The 16,379-nt window shown below is 46.6% G+C and carries 14 protein-coding genes; 13 read left to right on the top strand and 1 reads right to left on the bottom strand.

The genetic code is table 11. The annotated features are described in order from the left end of the window. Positions 1-65: 65 nt before the first annotated feature. The 3 genes from AB0763_RS13870 (at position 66) to AB0763_RS13860 (ending at position 5,607) form a co-directional block, all read left to right on the top strand. Positions 66-3,092: a diguanylate cyclase gene (locus tag AB0763_RS13870; RefSeq protein ID WP_368644165.1), complete on the top strand. Its 3,027-nt coding sequence runs from the start codon at positions 66-68 to the stop codon at positions 3,090-3,092. 16 nt (positions 3,093-3,108) lie between these two features. Next, positions 3,109-4,128, top strand: a complete 1,020-nt coding sequence (locus AB0763_RS13865) for a GTP-binding protein (RefSeq protein WP_306099780.1) — start codon at positions 3,109-3,111, stop codon at positions 4,126-4,128. 189 nt (positions 4,129-4,317) lie between these two features. Next, positions 4,318-5,607, top strand: coding sequence for a DEAD/DEAH box helicase (locus tag AB0763_RS13860; RefSeq protein ID WP_306099779.1), 1,290 nt, complete (start codon positions 4,318-4,320; stop codon positions 5,605-5,607). Positions 5,608-5,990: 383 nt separating this feature from the next. Here the strand turns inward: AB0763_RS13860 and AB0763_RS13855 are convergent, their stop codons facing one another. Continuing rightward, on the bottom strand, positions 5,991-6,869 hold the full coding sequence (locus AB0763_RS13855; RefSeq protein ID WP_306099778.1) for a LysR family transcriptional regulator: 879 nt from the start codon (positions 6,867-6,869) through the stop codon (positions 5,991-5,993). Positions 6,870-7,665: 796 nt separating this feature from the next. On the opposite strand from AB0763_RS13855, the gene AB0763_RS13850 reads away from it, so the two are divergent. The 10 genes from AB0763_RS13850 (at position 7,666) to AB0763_RS13805 (ending at position 16,363) form a co-directional block, all read left to right on the top strand. Next, the gene (locus AB0763_RS13850) at positions 7,666-7,878 is read left to right on the top strand and encodes a Flp family type IVb pilin (RefSeq protein WP_306099777.1); all 213 of its coding nucleotides are present in this window, start codon (positions 7,666-7,668) and stop codon (positions 7,876-7,878) included. A 63-nt stretch (positions 7,879-7,941) separates the two neighbouring features. After that, positions 7,942-8,382, top strand: coding sequence for a prepilin peptidase (locus AB0763_RS13845; protein WP_306099776.1), 441 nt, complete (start codon positions 7,942-7,944; stop codon positions 8,380-8,382). 109 nt (positions 8,383-8,491) lie between these two features. Then, positions 8,492-9,334: a Flp pilus assembly protein CpaB gene (gene cpaB / locus AB0763_RS13840; protein ID WP_306099775.1), complete on the top strand. Its 843-nt coding sequence runs from the start codon at positions 8,492-8,494 to the stop codon at positions 9,332-9,334. A gap of 70 nt (positions 9,335-9,404) precedes the next feature. Further along, a complete protein-coding gene (locus AB0763_RS13835; RefSeq protein ID WP_306099919.1) occupies positions 9,405-10,751 on the top strand; it encodes a type II and III secretion system protein family protein in 1,347 nt (448 codons plus the stop codon). Then, entirely contained in the window at positions 10,748-11,290 is a 543-nt protein-coding gene (locus AB0763_RS13830) for a hypothetical protein (protein WP_306099774.1), read from the top strand. The genes AB0763_RS13835 and AB0763_RS13830 overlap by 4 nt, the downstream gene beginning before the upstream one ends. A gap of 6 nt (positions 11,291-11,296) precedes the next feature. After that, a complete protein-coding gene (locus AB0763_RS13825) occupies positions 11,297-12,553 on the top strand; it encodes a chromosome partitioning protein ParA (protein ID WP_306099773.1) in 1,257 nt (418 codons plus the stop codon). Positions 12,554-12,566: 13 nt separating this feature from the next. Next, a complete protein-coding gene (locus tag AB0763_RS13820) occupies positions 12,567-13,841 on the top strand; it encodes a CpaF family protein (RefSeq protein ID WP_306099772.1) in 1,275 nt (424 codons plus the stop codon). A gap of 53 nt (positions 13,842-13,894) precedes the next feature. Then, positions 13,895-14,803 (top strand): type II secretion system F family protein, encoded by a 909-nt coding sequence (locus AB0763_RS13815; protein WP_306099771.1) that lies wholly within the window; start codon positions 13,895-13,897, stop codon positions 14,801-14,803. Then, on the top strand, positions 14,803-15,639 hold the full coding sequence (locus AB0763_RS13810) for a type II secretion system F family protein (RefSeq protein ID WP_306099770.1): 837 nt from the start codon (positions 14,803-14,805) through the stop codon (positions 15,637-15,639). The genes AB0763_RS13815 and AB0763_RS13810 overlap by 1 nt, the downstream gene beginning before the upstream one ends. Positions 15,640-15,649: 10 nt before the next feature. Next, positions 15,650-16,363, top strand: a complete 714-nt coding sequence (locus AB0763_RS13805; RefSeq protein ID WP_306099769.1) for a lipopolysaccharide assembly protein LapB — start codon at positions 15,650-15,652, stop codon at positions 16,361-16,363. Positions 16,364-16,379 lie beyond the last annotated feature (16 nt).

Genomic DNA, 16,379 nt, shown 5'->3' with positions numbered 1-16,379 from the left:
AACCCGATTGCTCTGTGATAGTATTATCAACAATATGTAGATCAGGCAGAGCATTAATGGAATTAATGTCATCAAATCATGAAATCCGTATTAAACGTCATTTAGGGACGATGCGTAACCTAGGTATTGTGCATAACGGTTTCGTGGTGTTGATTTTGTGGCTTACTCTTAGTTATCCCTCGTTCGTTTTCGCCAAGTTGGTCGAAGCCCCTACGCACATCGCCGATTATTTTATCGATACCTGGACAACCAGTGATGGTTTACCTCATAACAGCATCAACGCCATAGCCCAGACTCAAGATGGTTATTTGTGGTTTGGCACTTGGGAAGGCGCCTCGCGTTACAATGGAAAAAGTTTCACAAACTTTCTTCGCTCACCTCAAACGGGTATGTCGGACTCTGGGACGAATGTGCTCAAACGCGACCGATTTAATCGGCTTTGGGTCGCGGGGACACGGGGCTCATTAACCTATTTACAACTCGGCCGCTGGCACCCTCAACCCCCTGCCAACAATTTAATTCACGATGTGTATACCGATCAACATCAAGGGTTGTGGTTAGCGGTTGAAGACAGTGGCTTGGCGTTTCGTCGATATCTAGGCAGTGGCAAATACAGCCATGATCAGTGGCTGATTCAAGGGGTGACGGCGTATCAAATTGTGGCCATGGGCGAGCAGTTACTCTATGTGGCGACCAGCAAAGGTTTGTATCAGATCAAGCGCCATCAGCCGCAGTTGATCCACAGTTACCAATTTCAAAAAATTCATTACCTAACCAAAGACCATCAAGGTAACCTGCTGCTGGCGACCGACAATGGCATCTGGCGTTACGACGGTAAGGCGTTTACCTCTCTCAGTGAAGCGTTGAAAGGGCAGAGTATTTCCCTCATCGAGCAAGATTGTTTGTTTCATTATTGGATTGGTACTGAGCAAGGCATTGCGCGCATGTCACCGGCGGGTACATTAGAGTATTTAGAACACAATAAGGGGTTAGACAACAAGGTGCTGTCTTGGTACGCCGATGACCAAGGGAGTATTTGGGTAGGTACCAACGGCGGACTCATGCGTTTACGACAAGCCCCTTTCGTCACAATCAGCCCTTCACAAGGCTTAATCGGTAGTTATACACGCGCGGTCATCGCAATGACGCCCGATCACTTGCTGGCCGGCACCAACCGAGGCCTTAGCCTAGTCATGGGGACACAAGCGGTCAATGCGATTTCACAATATAGCCCAATTAAACACGCGTCGGTGCTCAGTTTATCCCTTGATTATCGTCAAGACAGTCCCTCACTCAATAAGGTGTTCGTCGGCACCTCAAGGCAAGGCCTGTTAATTTGGCAGGCGGGCCAGTTGTCACCTTATCTTTCGATTGACAATGGCTTACCCGATAACGAAGTCCATTCTTTACTTTCGCAAGCCAATGGTGATTTATGGGTAGGGACGGCGGAAGGCCTGCTGTTGTCCCAGGCCAATGGAGAGAAAGTCCTTTACGATACCCATTCTGGTTTGCCGTCCAACTTCATTATCAGTTTGGCTGAAGACAGTCAGGGGAATATATGGGTAGGAACGGGCAATGGCGTGGCCACCATTTCTCCTCAAGGCCAGATAGAGACGTTTGATCTTCGCGATCATGAAGACCCTCGCTATATTTTTGATATCGATATTGATATCGACTACCTCTGGTTCACCACAGATCGCGGCATTGTTCGTTACGATCGTGAAAGTGGCCATCTGGTGATGGTCGGGCGCAATAAAGGCTTTCCGATCGATAAATTTTTTCAGTTTGTGCATCAAAGAGACAATATTTGGCTCACCAGTAATCGCGGTATTTGGAAACTCAACTACCAGCAGTTAAATCAAGTTGCCGACGGCCAAGATGAAACGATCAAGTTTGAGCATTTTGACAAAAACGATGGTTTGTCCAGCAGTCAAAGTAATGGTGGTTCAAACCCTGCTGCCACCTTCTCACAAGGCCGGCTTTATGTCGCGACCGCGCAAGGGGTGGCCACCGTTAATCCGCTTGATATTGATAAACAGCACAGCATGATGACCCCGATAGTGATTGAAAACCTGCACTTTGATAATCAGTCTGTCTCTACTCAGGGCGATCGCATTGCCAATCCCGGTACCAGTCGTGTGTCGATTCAATACGCGGGTCTGTCTTATGTGATGGCCGATGGTTTGGAGTATCGCACTCGGTTGGAAAACTTTAACCAGCAATGGACGTTTCGCGGTAAGCAAACCGTAGTCGAATACACCAATTTACCGCCCGGCCAGTACCAATTCTTGGTCAGTACCCGTTTTCCATATGGCGAATGGAGCAACACCCCAGCCGCCATTAGCTTTACGATTTTGCCTTTTTGGTGGCAAAAAAGTTGGGTGCAGGCGCTTCTCATTCTTTCTATGGTGTCCTTGGTCATTGGCATTATCTTGTTGCGAGTGAGGCAGTTAAAACTCAACCAGAAAAAGCTCGCTCGTTTAGTGACAGAAAAGACCCAAGAACTGCAGCGGCAAGCAAAACGATTTGAACAGTTGTCTCATGAGGATTCCTTGACAGGGTTGGCCAATCGCCGCGCCTTTAACCAGCATATAAAAGCGCAATTTCAAGCGTGTCAGCAAAGTCATGAACTGTTGCATTTAGCCATTGTTGATATCGATTTCTTTAAGAAAATCAACGATAATTACTCACACTTACACGGCGATCAGGCCATCACCAGCGTGGCGACGATACTTCGTCACCATTTTGATGATCCCTTGGCTGTGGCGCGCTGGGGCGGTGAAGAATTTACCTTGTTGTTAAAAGGCAATCGAAAAGAGGTTGATCAATACGTTGATCAATTGCGACAAACCATTGCCGATAAACACTTTGATCACATAGCCCCAGGCATGAGACTGACCGTCAGTATCGGCCTTTGTGACAGTTACTCCCTGTTTGAAATTGAACCGCTATTTCGATTGGCAGACGAAGCCCTGCTTAAAGCCAAAGAGGGCGGCCGCAACCGAACCATTCGTGCGGTCAACAGTGCCACCAACGAAGACATTTATTGGTTAGGTGTCAATCCATTCGAGCCTCAGAAGATTGAGACCTAACCGCAAGGAAACCAGAATGAATACAGAACAAGTTACCCCTTCTCAGTCGAAGCCAGTCCCGACGACCATTTTAACGGGCTTTTTGGGCAGCGGAAAGACCACCACCATTATGCATTGGTTGGCCAATAAACCAGACGGTGAACGCTGGGCGGTGCTGGTGAATGAATTTGGCGAAATCGGCATCGATGGCGCGATCTTGTCTGAAGAAGGCGCCTTGATCAAAGAAGTCCCTGGCGGCTGTATGTGCTGTGCGGTTGGCGTGCCGATGTCGGTGGCACTGACCGCACTATTGCGTGAACAACCCGACCGTTTGATCATTGAACCAACCGGTTTAGGTCACCCCAAAGAAGTGATGGCGATTTTATTGTCGGAGCAATACCGAGATTACGTCGATCTAAAAGCCACTATTACCTTGGTCGACCCACGTCATTTATCGGTCGAGAAGTACACCGAGCACGCGACGTTTCGCGATCAGTTAGAGTGTGCCGACATTGTGATTGGCCACAAAGCCGATGCCTGTAGTGAAGACGACCTAGAGGCTTTTCAGGCATGGGCGAACGCACAGCAACCGGCGAAGTTACACACCGAATTGGTTAGCCAAGGTCAAGTCGATTTGCGCTGGCTAGATCAAGCAACGCAGAACACGGCAGAGGTTCTCGCGCCACATCATCACCATCACGCCAGTCAAGAGCCACAATTTGCGCTCAGCCCAACGCAAAGTTATCTACGCCGTGAAAACAAAGGCGAAGGTTACTTCAGTTGTGGTTGGTTATTTGGCGCAGAATACACCTTTAACTGCGATCAGCTGTTGTCTTTATTTAACGATCTCAACGCCGAGCGCATCAAAGGGGTGCTCAATACCGATCAAGGCTGCATGAGTTTTAATGTCAGTAACGGCATTGTTAGCATGAATACCATGAGTTTGGAGGGCTTTGAGTCCCGTCTAGAGGTGATTGACACTGAGTTGTTGCCTTGGCACGAACTCGAATCCATTTTGTTGGCATTAGCCGGAATTTCTCAGCAACCGGCGAATTAGCGGCCGGTTTGTCACTTTAAAGTGGCTATTTAAAGTGACTATGAAAGTGGCTGTGGCGAGTAAGACAGACCAATAAGTGGTAAACACCACCATTAAGTTGACCCAGAGTGAAAGAAAGTTCAGCACACTGGGTCGATTTCGATTATAGTGCACAACCAAAATGATTTAGGTATATAGAGGAAGGCTATCATGTCATTTGCATCCCAAGGTTTTGCTCCCGCGTTAGCACAAGCGCTTGAAGAGCTCGGTTATGAAAAAATGACGCCGATCCAGCAGCAGGCGATCCCACTGGCGCGCAAGGGGCATGATGTACTTGCCACCGCTCAAACTGGCACAGGGAAAACTGCGGCTTTTTCATTGCCCTTGATTCAGCAGTTACTCGACAATCCGCAAAAAGTGTCGCCGAAAACTACGCGCGCTTTAATTCTTGCACCGACGCGTGAATTGGCGGCGCAAATTGCCGATAACATCGCCGCTTACATTCGCTATACCGATCTTAAAGTGGCGGCCATTTACGGCGGCGTCAAAATGTCGAGCCAAGTAAAGCGCTTAGAGCAAGGGCAAGACATTGTGGTGGCAACGCCTGGTCGCCTTGAGGAACATTTAGCTGAGTTTAATCTCTCGATCAAAGACCTAGAGTTTTTGGTGTTTGATGAAGCAGACCGCATTCTCGACATGGGCTTTATTCAGCCGGTGCGTAAAATCATGTTGGACGTCGAAAGCGATCCACAGATCATGATGTTTTCCGCCACAACCTCAAGCCAACTGAATACACTCGCCAAGACCATTTTGCGCAAACCTAAGCGCGTTGCGGTAGAAGCCGAAAACTCGACCGCGAGAACTGTGGCACACGTTTTGTATCCTGTCGATCAAGAGCGCAAGACCGAGTTATTGGCCGAGCTTATTGGCCGTAAAAACTGGCAACAGGTGCTGGTGTTCGTCAACTACAAAGAAACCGCCAATGAAGTGGTCAAAGAGCTTAAACTTGACGGCATCAAAGCGGTATTGTGTCACGGTGATAAAGCACAAAGTGCCCGTCGTCGCGCCCTAGAAGAGTTCAAAACCGGTAAAGCTCGTGTCATGGTGGCGACGGATGTCGCCGCGCGCGGGATTGATATCGCCGATTTACCGCACGTGGTGAATTACGACATGCCATTTTTGGCCGAAGATTACGTTCATCGCATTGGTCGAACGGGTCGTGCGGGTAAACAAGGGCACGCGGTGTCGTTTGTTAACCGCGAAGAAGAGTTGACCGTGGTTCAGGTGCAGAACTTGATTCAGCAGCCGATCAAGCGTATCGAGTTGGCCGGCTATGAGCCAAAAGCGCGAGACAGTTATCTCGCTAAACTGACCAAACCGGGTTATCAGCAGCGTCAAGGCCGTAAGAACAATCCGAATCAGCCACCCGTTGAGCGCGATCAAGCCGCAGCAGAGCGTCGTTTGTCGATGGTTAAGCGTATTAAAGCACGCCGGAAGTAAACATAGTTTAATACAGTAAATAACAGTGAAACACAGTCCGCTTCGCTTAACACAGTGAAAGGCTGAAGATCGCCGCGCGCAATGCTACTCAGCGATCTAATTTCTCTGTGTTTGACTGTCTTAAACTGTGTCACACTGTCTTATACTTTTTCGTCTTGTTACTTGCAGCGAAGCGAGCTAATTTCTCTGTGTTTGACTGTGTTTGACTGTGTTTGACTGTGTTTGACTGTGTTTGACTGTGTTTGACTGTGTTTGACTGTGTTTGACTGTGTTTGACTGTGTTTGACTGTGTTTGACTGTCTTACACTGTGTTACACTGTCTTATACTCTTTTCTTCTTGCTACTTGCAGCGCAGCGATCTAATTTCTCTGTGTTTGACTGTCTTACACTGTCTTTAACTGTTCTACACGGTCTTTCACTGCCTTTGGGCTCAAGCGATCAATCATCCACTGATGGAGTAGGGACTGAGGACTGTGGCTGGGCCAAAATAACCCCACGGTTAATTGCCGGCCATAAAAATCCTGATCCGCTTGAATACACACTAGGTCATCACAGGCCTTAGGTAAGACAAACTCGGGTAAAAAAGCCATTCCTTTGCGGGCGCGGCACAAATCGATGATGGTTGAAATGTCATCTAAGCGCCACAGGTTTGCGTGGGAAAGGGCACTTTGACCGATCAATTCTTCACTGCCATCCATCAACAGAAGGCGAGTGTCTGGGGTGGTTTTCTGTTGCAAATCGGCATGGCAATACCAATGAAACGGCATCGAAAACAATTCTTGACTGTTTAACTGATGGCTGTCTGGGTGATAGAGGTTACCAAGTGCCAAGTCTAATTTCCCTTCTTGAATAAAGCGGCCAAGCACCGAGCTCGGTTTACTGTAGATAGACAGATTCAGTTTTGGGAAGGCGTCGCTAAATTCGAGTAAGGTTTTTTTGACAGTTGGTGTGAACACTAAAGGGTCGATGCCAACTCGAAAGACACTTTGTTCAGAATCGGTCATCTGTTCTGCCGCCAGCAGCAGTTGTTGGTATTTTTGCGTCACAGGGCGCGCAAGGTGAAAAAAGCGCTGTCCTTGCGTGGTCAAACGGAATTTGTTTTTTTGTCGATGAAAGAGCGTAAAACCAAGATCGGACTCCAAATGCTGCACGGCGGTACTGATGGTTGACTGAGACTTACCCAGTTTGCGTGCTGCGCCACTAAAAGAGCTCAAATCGGCGACCGCAACAAAGGCGATGATGTGTTCAAATTGCAATTTCATAGTTGATACCGGTGTGGCTGTGTTCCTTTGCGCAATAAATGCGGATAAAAAAGTAAATAAAAAAGTGAATACATGAGTCAGTGGTGTTCAACACTGGCTGACGCTGACAGTAAGAGTAAGTATTAAGCCCGCTGTACCATCGCCGTACATCCAAGGTGAAGTATCCACAGATAAACCTGGCTGATCATCAGTGTTAGGTCTGAATTTGGTCATCTTTTAAGGTGGTGAGCCATCCTCATTACCGCGATCGTCACCGTCTTTATTCATACACCAAGCATGCACAGCATAACCATTTACACAATAACTATTCACACCACAACCAGCATAAAACAGACCATCGGGGAAAGCAAAGGTGATAATGACTCTTATTTATTCAATATTTGACCATAACTGATTGATTTATAATATGACACTTATTTACACTAGTTTACACTTTTGATAAGTCAGATCGGACCAGGTGAGGTTTTTAGCTTAAAAAATAGACAGTTAACGGACTGGTAACCGAGGTAGAGATGATGAAAATAGGCATTTAAATGTGACTGCGCGCACATAAATGATCAATGTATTAGGAGAATGAGAGTTGTGTCAGAAAATTGTAAAAATAACAAACACATGACAAGTGGTTGATTTTTGGTGATAAACTGCCATTTTTCATCAAAAGCACACCCCGAAGCCTGATAAGTTATTGAAAAAATCGATAATAACTATTTTGCGTTAGGGTAAAACTTGCATAGAATGAAAGTGGTCCCTGTGGCTTTTGATACAATTATCGATGTTACTTTTAAAGGAATTGAACATGTTAACGAAACTTTTTTGTAAAGCACAAACTCTAGTGACTGAGTTTAAAAATGATGAGCGCGGTGTAACCGCAATTGAATACGGTCTGATTGCTGTGGCTATGGCAGCTGTTCTAGGTGTTTTATTTGGTTCAGATGGCGGTACTGTTGGAACAGCACTTTCAACAGTATTTAATGGTATTATTACTGATTTAAGCGGTGCTTCTTCGTAATAATTTATCAGTATAAACTCAATATTACATTAAGACAGGCTCTAGTAATAGAGCCTGAAAAAATTGACTGATTACTTAATTTTTCTTTCACTTTTTTATTTACACTTTAGCTATTGGGACATTAAAAAAAGAAAGATAAAAAATCTCGATCTCTTTTTGTTTCTGATGTTTCAATGTGCTTTTCTTATCTATTTTGAGCATCTTTATTGGCTATCGAGCTTAGTTATTTTTGTTGGTGGTTTTTCATTATTTTTACTCAGAGTTATTGCTGCTGGGGATGTGAAATTAGCCACGATATTTGCTCTCGGTACTGATATGAGTTTTATCGATGATGCATTAATGCTTATGGCTTTGATTGGCGGTATCCAAGCAACGTATTATTTAATAAAACACATATTTTGTAAAAAAAATGGAAACCATAGCATTAAAGACAAAGGCATTCCCTATGGTGTTGCCATATGTGGTGGCTTTTACTTGGGCACCTTGCTGACTTTTTTCACTTAAAGTAGATAGATGTAGTTGAATTAATGATGTGGTAACCATCTAATTTCTCAAAAAATAAACAATTCTAAATAAAATGATCAGTAGATGACTATTGGCTAGGTAGGGACAAATGAGATCACGTTTAGTATTATTATTGGCGTTGATTGCTGTGGTAATCGGTGTCATCGGGGTAATGGATGCCCTGAAAAAAAAACCACAGGTGGTCAATGAGCCGGTCGTCAAACAAGAAGTGGCACCAGAAACCTATGTCACCGTTTGGCAAGCCACTCAAGACCTAAACCAAGGCCAGCCCTTGAGCCAAGCCCAAGTACAAAAACAGCAATTGCCATTAAGCGAAGCGGTCAAAGTTGGCGCCAAGCAAGATGTGGCGTTGGATTTTAGCCCGAGTACCTTACTGAATAAAAACATTCATTCCGGCGAATACATACTGTCGGACTATCAAACCAAACCCAATGCGCCAGGCTATATAGATCTTTTGATCAGCCCGGGCATGACCTTATATCCGCTTACCGTGGATAAACAAACTTTGATTAATGACTACATTCGCCCCGGATCGCACATTGATATCCTCACGGTGAGTTCACCGAGCACTAATCTAGCTGGAGAAGCGGATCAGCCAAAACGCTTTAGCGGCTTAGAAGCGCGTATGTTCATGCAAAAGGTTAAAGTGCTTAGTATTCAAGGTGATGGTGATACCGCGGCGCAAGTAGAAAAAAAAGTCAGCTCACGCGTGTCGGTTAGTAACGGTAATAACGTCACTCTAGTGATTGAAATTGAGCCCGATCAAGTCGCGCGCTTGGCGTTGGCGGAGCGTACTATGCACATGGAAGTCTATCGCAGCCAAGCGTATCGCCAGTCACCGGTGGCGAAAATGGATCAAGTGATAGAGAACTACAATAACATTGTTGAATACCGTGGCTCGCAAAAAACCGCCACTTTTGGGGGGGAATAACATGCTAGGCCATCGATTCAGTTCACCATTTATCCGGTGTATAGACATGTTTAATGTTATGCCTATTGTTATGCCAATACATCGTTTTTTGATTTTCGCTTTGCTCGGTCTGTCGATGCCTTTTGTCGCGCAAGCGGCGGATCGTTACGTCACCCTCAACGAGGGACAACACGTGCACCTCGGGCAAGAGATTGGCAAGGTTTTCATCAGTAACCCTGCGGTGGCTGACTACAAAGTCATCGATAAACACACCTTAGTGGTCTACGCCAATCAAGTGGGTCAAGCGCGCTTTATGGTCTACGGCAAGGAAGAAAACCTGTTACTGTCGGACCGGATTATTGTGGATGTCAATTTGGATCTTGTACGCAAGCAGCTCAAGTTTCGCTACCCCGACCTCGACATTCAATTAACCTCGATTGGTGAACAGGTGGCGGTGCGTGGCACCGTCGAATCGATTGAGCAGCGCGATGAGATTTATCGCTTGGTGGCTAATTTGCTCGGCCGAGAAAAAATCACCCGCTGGAACAGTATCGACAAATACACCTTCGAAAGTGACTCCGGCGATGTCACCGCACCAGAAGATATGATTTTTGCTAAAAACCACACCTGGCAAGGGATCATAGAGCAATTGCAAGTGGCGACCGTCCAGCAAGTTAATGTGAAAGTTTCCATTGCGCAAGTGACCAAGGGCTTCGACTCGACCATTGGTGTCGATTGGAGTAGTGATGGCTCGGATACCGGCGTCTTTTCGCTGACTCAATTTAAAGCCGGCGATTTGAGTACCTTGATTACCGCCCTTGATAATGACGACATTGCTAAGATTCTCGCTGAGCCCAATTTAACCGTGTTATCTGGTGAGTCTGCCAGTTTCTTAGTTGGTGGTGAAGTTCCGATCATCATTACCAGCGATGGTACCGTCAGCGTTAGCTTTAAAGAGTACGGGATTAAATTAAACCTCACCGCTAAGGTGTTGAGTGAAGATAAAATTCGCATGCAGCTCAATCCCGAAGTCAGTGAGGTTGACCAATACATCGAGGCCGATGGCATTGAAGTGCCGCAATTATCGACTCGCCGCGCATTAACCACCGTCGAATTGGGGGATGGTGAAAGCTTTGTGTTGGGCGGCTTGATGAACAACACCGATTACGAAGCGATTCAAAAAGTGCCGCTATTAGGCGACATTCCTATTTTGGGCGCGCTGTTTAAAAAGGCGCAAACCGAACGGACCAAAACCGAAATTGTCATTGTCGCGACGGTGAACTTAGTCAAACCGACTCGCGCCTCCGAGATCGAATTGCCAGACATTGAGCGCACCACCAGTTGGAGTCGCTTGCTGCACGATGGCAACAAAAAACACCACGACAAGCCAGGTGAGGCGACCGCGCGCTTGTTGGCTCAAGGAGGGTTTATCGAATGATGATCGATAACGATAACATGATATTTTCCCGAACCTCAATAAAGGCGGTGACAGTCAAAATAGGCAGTTTATTTGGGATTGTGCTGAGTTTAAGTGCGTGTACCAGCTATGACCCTTCGTTTTACCCCGCGCCGAATGATACCCATAGCGTCGATGCCATGGTTTATCAAGAATCGCACACTGTGGCGATCAACAAATTGGCCGAGTACCGCCCACAACTAAACAGCTTGATCGCGCAGATTTACCAACAAGATATGGGGGCGCATATTGATGTCTTGTACAAGAGTCGCGCCAGTCGTCTCGCCATCGAGCAAGCGTTTGCCGACTATCCCTTATATCAGGTTAAGGGCTTTCGGGTTCACTATGATTATCAACCTCGTTTAAGCAGTGAGATTGAATTGCATATTCGTTTGGCCCATTTGCAACTTAGCCCTTGCCCTCGTGATGGCATTGGTATTAATACTTGGCAATCGAACTGCGTGGCCGAGTCGGCACGCCTACAGCAAGTGGCCAACAAATCACGTTTGATCGAGGAGTAAACGGCGATGTTTGACTTAAGTAAAGCGTTGAGCAGTAAAAGCCCGTCGACCACAGTGACCAAAACCGGCAACAGCAACGGCATTGCCTCGGCGGCCTTGTATTATCAAAGCCAAGAGTGTTTTGACTTGGTGACAGAAGTGTTTCGCTTTGAGGGTTGGGATGAGCCTGATGCACTGCGCCGTAGTGTCAAAGACAGCAAGATTAACCCCAAACAAGTGCAACAAATTGTCATTTTAGAGCTGACCGAATCCCACAATGTGGTTGAAGAAGCGCGCGAATTTGCCAGCAAAGTCCCCACTCACAAAGGGGTGGTGGTGATTGGCAAAGAAGACGCTATTTCCACCTTGCGCGCGCTCAAAGACATGGGCTTTTACTACGTGTTTTGGCCGGTCAACAAACAAGAGTTTGCCGACTTTTTAATGCACGTCAATCGCAACTTGCAAACGTTTTCTGGGGTCAGTGAAAAGCGCAAGGCCAAACGCGTCGGCATGGTGGGTGTAAAAGGCGGGGTCGGTACCAGTTTTATCAGTGCAGAATTGTGCTCTTACTTAGCGGGCCAGCAGACGGATACCATTTTGGTCGACCACCAATACAATAACACCAACCTCGACATCTTATTTGCCATTCGTGAGTTTCAGCCGCGCAGCGTCGATGAATTTACCGCCCCACTGCACGAAATGGATGAGTCTGGTGCCCTGAGTTACATCTACGAAGTGCGCAAAAACCTGCGTTTGCTGGCCATCAGTGGTGATATGCCGGCTGAGAATATTTTTAATTACAACCAAACCTTGTGTGAGCTGTTGTCGCGCAACACCAACTTCATAGTCGAAGACTTTTCTGGCAGTGTCGATTTTAAAGTCGAGGCGCAAATGCTGGTCGATACCTTTGATGTGTTGGTGGTGGTGTTTGAGCCGTCGGTGTCATCGATCCGCAGTGCGCGCAAATTGCGTGAACGGATTGAAAGTATTCAGTTGACGCTGTCAAAAAAGACCCGTTTGCTGCTGGTGGCCAACTATCATCGGCCACCGACTTCGTTTGTGATCAAATCCGATGAGATGAAAAAATACCTCGGCGCCGAGGTCGACTTGGAATTTGCCTACAGTAAAAATCTTGCTCATATCGTCATTGACGGCAAACAGGCGCACAAACACGATCGCGCCATTGCCACCTCAGTGGATAAATTAGCCCGCTTGATCAACGGTAACAGCATCGAAGAGAGCAAATTACCTAAGTGGTTTGGCTTGGGCAAAAAGAAAAAATAAGGGTCACTAAGCGATGAGCTCCAACAAAGAATTGTATTTAACCTTTCGCAGTCAGATCTTCGAAGCCTTAGATCCCGAAGCGGTGCAACAAATGAGTCGCCGCGAACTCGAGACGCAAATTCACAGCGCGGTGGACTTATTGGCCTCTTCGTATCAACGGCCGATCACCACCATGATGAAATCGGGGCTGGTGAAAAGTTTAATTGACGAAATCTTTGGTCTTGGGCCGTTACAACCCTTGGTCGAAGACCAATCGATCACCGATATCATGGTCAATGGCCCAAGCAATATCTTTTTTGAACGTCACGGCAAGGTGCAAAAATCCGAGCTGTCGTTTGTCAATGAAGAGCAGTTACTGTCGATTGCTAAACGCATTGCCTCGCGGGTTGGTCGTCGGGTCGATGAGCTCTCGCCAACCGTGGATGCCCGCTTAGAAGACGGCAGCCGGGTCAATATTGTCATTCCGCCAATTGCCCTCGATGGCACGTCGATCTCGATTCGTAAGTTTCGCGAGCAAAAAATCGAATTTGAGGATTTGGTCGGGTTTGGCTCGATGTCGCCCCACATGGCGCGCATTTTGATGATTGCCGCTCGCTGTCGGATGAACATCATCATTTCCGGCGGGACCGGCTCGGGTAAAACCACTTTGCTCAATGCCTTATCGCGCTATGCGTCTGACGATGAGCGGGTAGTAACAATCGAAGATGCCGCCGAATTGCGCCTCAGTCAGCCCAACATTGTGCGTTTGGAAACCCGCGCCGCCAGTATTGAAAGTACTGGCGCGATTTCTCAGCGCGATTTGGTGATCAACGCGCTGCGGATGCGCCCAGACCGGATCATCCTCGGCGAGTGTCGTGGCTCTGAAGCGTTTGAGATGCTGCAGGCAATGAACACCGGCCACGATGGCTCGATGTCCACCTTGCACGCCAATACCCCGCGTGATGCGATTGCCCGTATTGAATCCATGGTGATGATGGCCAATCTCAATCAGCCCTTGAGTGCGATTCGTCGTACCATCGTCAGTGCGGTGCAACTGATTGTGCAAATTAACCGCTTACGCGATGGCAGCCGTAAAGTGACCAGCATATCCGAAGTGGTGGGCATGGAAGGTGACAGCGTGGTGATGGAAGAACTCTATCGGTTTAAATTTGACGACAGTGACTTTAGTGAAAAGGTTAAAGGGCATTTTATTACCGATGGCATTATGCAGCGCAGCGAGTTGGTGAAAAAAGCCCATTTCTTTGGTTTATACGATGATCTGATGGCCTGCTTTCATGGCGCAGGGTAACAAGATGTTGATGAAGGTTATTGATTCGATACTAGAGGGTTAGGAGAGTCGACATGCTGTTAATTTGGTTATCACTTATCTTGTTTGCTGTGGTGCTGATCCTGACCTCGAATGGCAAACAAAAAAAAATCGATCAGTATTTTAGCGATGACATTGTCGAGAGTGAAAGCGTCAGTGCCGTCAACTTAAAGGCCTTGATTCCGCAAAAAGGCTGGGAGCAATTTAAAGCGCAATTACAACCGACCTTGGATATGTTAGGCGCGCGGGCTGGGTTTTGGGTGATCCTGTTTTTCATCGGCGCTTTTTTTGCTGCTTGGTATCTGGTGTTTAAACTGTTGACACTGAACTCCTTGCCCTTATTGGCGCTCTTGGTGTTGGTGTTTACCTACATGGGCTATCGCTTTTTAGCCAGTCGGCGCCGCAAAGAGTTTGAAAATACCTTTCCCGATGCGTTGAATATTTTGATGAGCGCGGTGACCGCCGGCGAGAGTTTGATGCACGCGATCAGTTATGTGGGTAAATCGATGGACGATAATGCGATTGGCCGTCAGTTCAAATGGATGGGCGACCGGCTGCGGCTAGGTGAAACACCGGAGGTGGTGTTCCAGCGGGCGTGCAAAAACTACCCGTATCCTGAGTTTGTGTTTTTTACCATCACCATGCGCGCCAATATTAGCCGTGGCGGTCAATTAAAAGGGGTGTTGGCACGTTTGATTCGGGTGCTGGTCGACTCAAGAACCTTAGAAAAAAAGAAAATGGCCATGACCTCGGAAGCGCGGATTTCTGCCAAAATAGTCGCTGCTATCCCTTTGTGCTTTTTCTTTTTACTCAATTACATTAACCCTAGTAACGTCGATTTTATTTTATATGATTCTAAAGGACGTTATATTCTTTATTATGTGCTCGGCAGTGAGTTTTTAGGTTTATTTATTGTTTGGTTATTGGTTAAGGCGGTGAAATAATGTGGTTATTAATTTCATTGCTGGCTATCTTGTTTGCCTTGCTGTTTTTGATTGTCGAGTCACTACGCTCCGAGCGGCGCCGAAAATACATCGAACAATACGTACGTGATTCAGAGAAGAAAAAATCATCATGGACACTAGGCTTTTTGGTCAAATTTGGCAAAGAGAACCGAGCTGAGTTAGAAAAAAAGTTTGTTGATGCAGGTATTTACAATAAAAGTTGGGCGCGCTTTTATTTTCCGATGAAAATTATGCTACTTGTTAGCATCGTTGCCATCACGTTTTTTATGGTTGACGATGTTAAGAAGGCATTGATTATTGCGCTTTTTTCTTTGGTGGCCATCATTGTACTGCCGGATTTAGTGCTCGATTTACGCCGTAAAAAGTTAATCCATAAAGTCTCGCAACAGTTGCCCTATTTGTTGGATTTGATGTCGGTGTGCGTGCAAACCGGCATGACCATTGAAGCGAGCTTTAATTACTTGGCCAAAGAGTTGGAAGATTTTGATCAAGATTTATGTTATCAAATTCGGCGCACTTCCGATTCAGCTCGTTTCAAGGGCATCGAAAAAGCGCTTGATGATTTTGGCCATCGGATACCGACTCCGGAAGTGCGCAGTTTTGTACTCACCATTATTCAAAACTTGCAATACGGCACCTCGGTGGCGGACATCATGAGTGACTTGGCAGAAGACATGCGCAAAGCACAGCTACTTACGGTAGAAGAAAAAGTCGGTAAATTGTCAGCCAAAATGAGTATGCCGCTGATACTATTAATTATGTTCCCGATTGTCATTTTGATTTTGGCGCCGGGGATCATGCAATTACAACTTTAAATTAGAGGCTATGATGTTAGTAAAAACCATTTCGATTGCCTTGCTGGCATTGAGCTTAACCGCTTGTCAATCGACTGCTCGCAGCGAAGCGCAGCAAACCGCGGATATGAAGAAAGTCGACAACAACCAAGGGTTAATTGCCCATTACAAGCAAAAACTGGAGCAAAACCGCGATGACCAGCAAGCCATGGAGCAAATCAGCTATGCCTACTTTGCAGAAGGCGATATCGAGTCGGCGGATTTTTATAGCCAACATTTAATTGAGCAAGGAGTGTATTCTGCGTCGCTATGGCAATTGCGCGGTCAAATTGAGCAGCGCAAAGGCAATGCCTCGGCGGCGATTGAAGCCTACCTCAATGCGAATAAGTTGGGTAACGATTCGGGCAAATTACATAACTTAATGGGCATTGCTTACACCGAGAACAACCAGTTTGACCTGGCCGAACAAGCGTTTAAAACCGCTAGGCTCAGTGGTTATAACGATTTGGCGATCAAAACCAATTTGTCGGTGCTGTACATTGCGCAAAAGCAATACCACAAAGCGATCAGTATTTTGGTGCCCTTGACCAAGCAATACCCCAAAAATCAGAAAGTAGCCGCCAATTTGGCGATTGCCTTTATTCGTTCGGGGCAAATTGAGCAAGCCAATGAAGTGTTGCACACAGACTATTCTTATGGCGAGTTGATTCAAATTGAAAGCCAGTTGCGCAATCAAACTTCTTAAATGACTTTGGGCGAGA

This window comes from Vibrio sp. HB236076, assembly GCF_040957575.1.
GTDB lineage: Bacteria > Pseudomonadota > Gammaproteobacteria > Enterobacterales > Vibrionaceae > Vibrio.
Note: the sequence above shows the minus strand (reverse complement) of the source record. Positions and strands in the feature narration are given on the sequence as shown.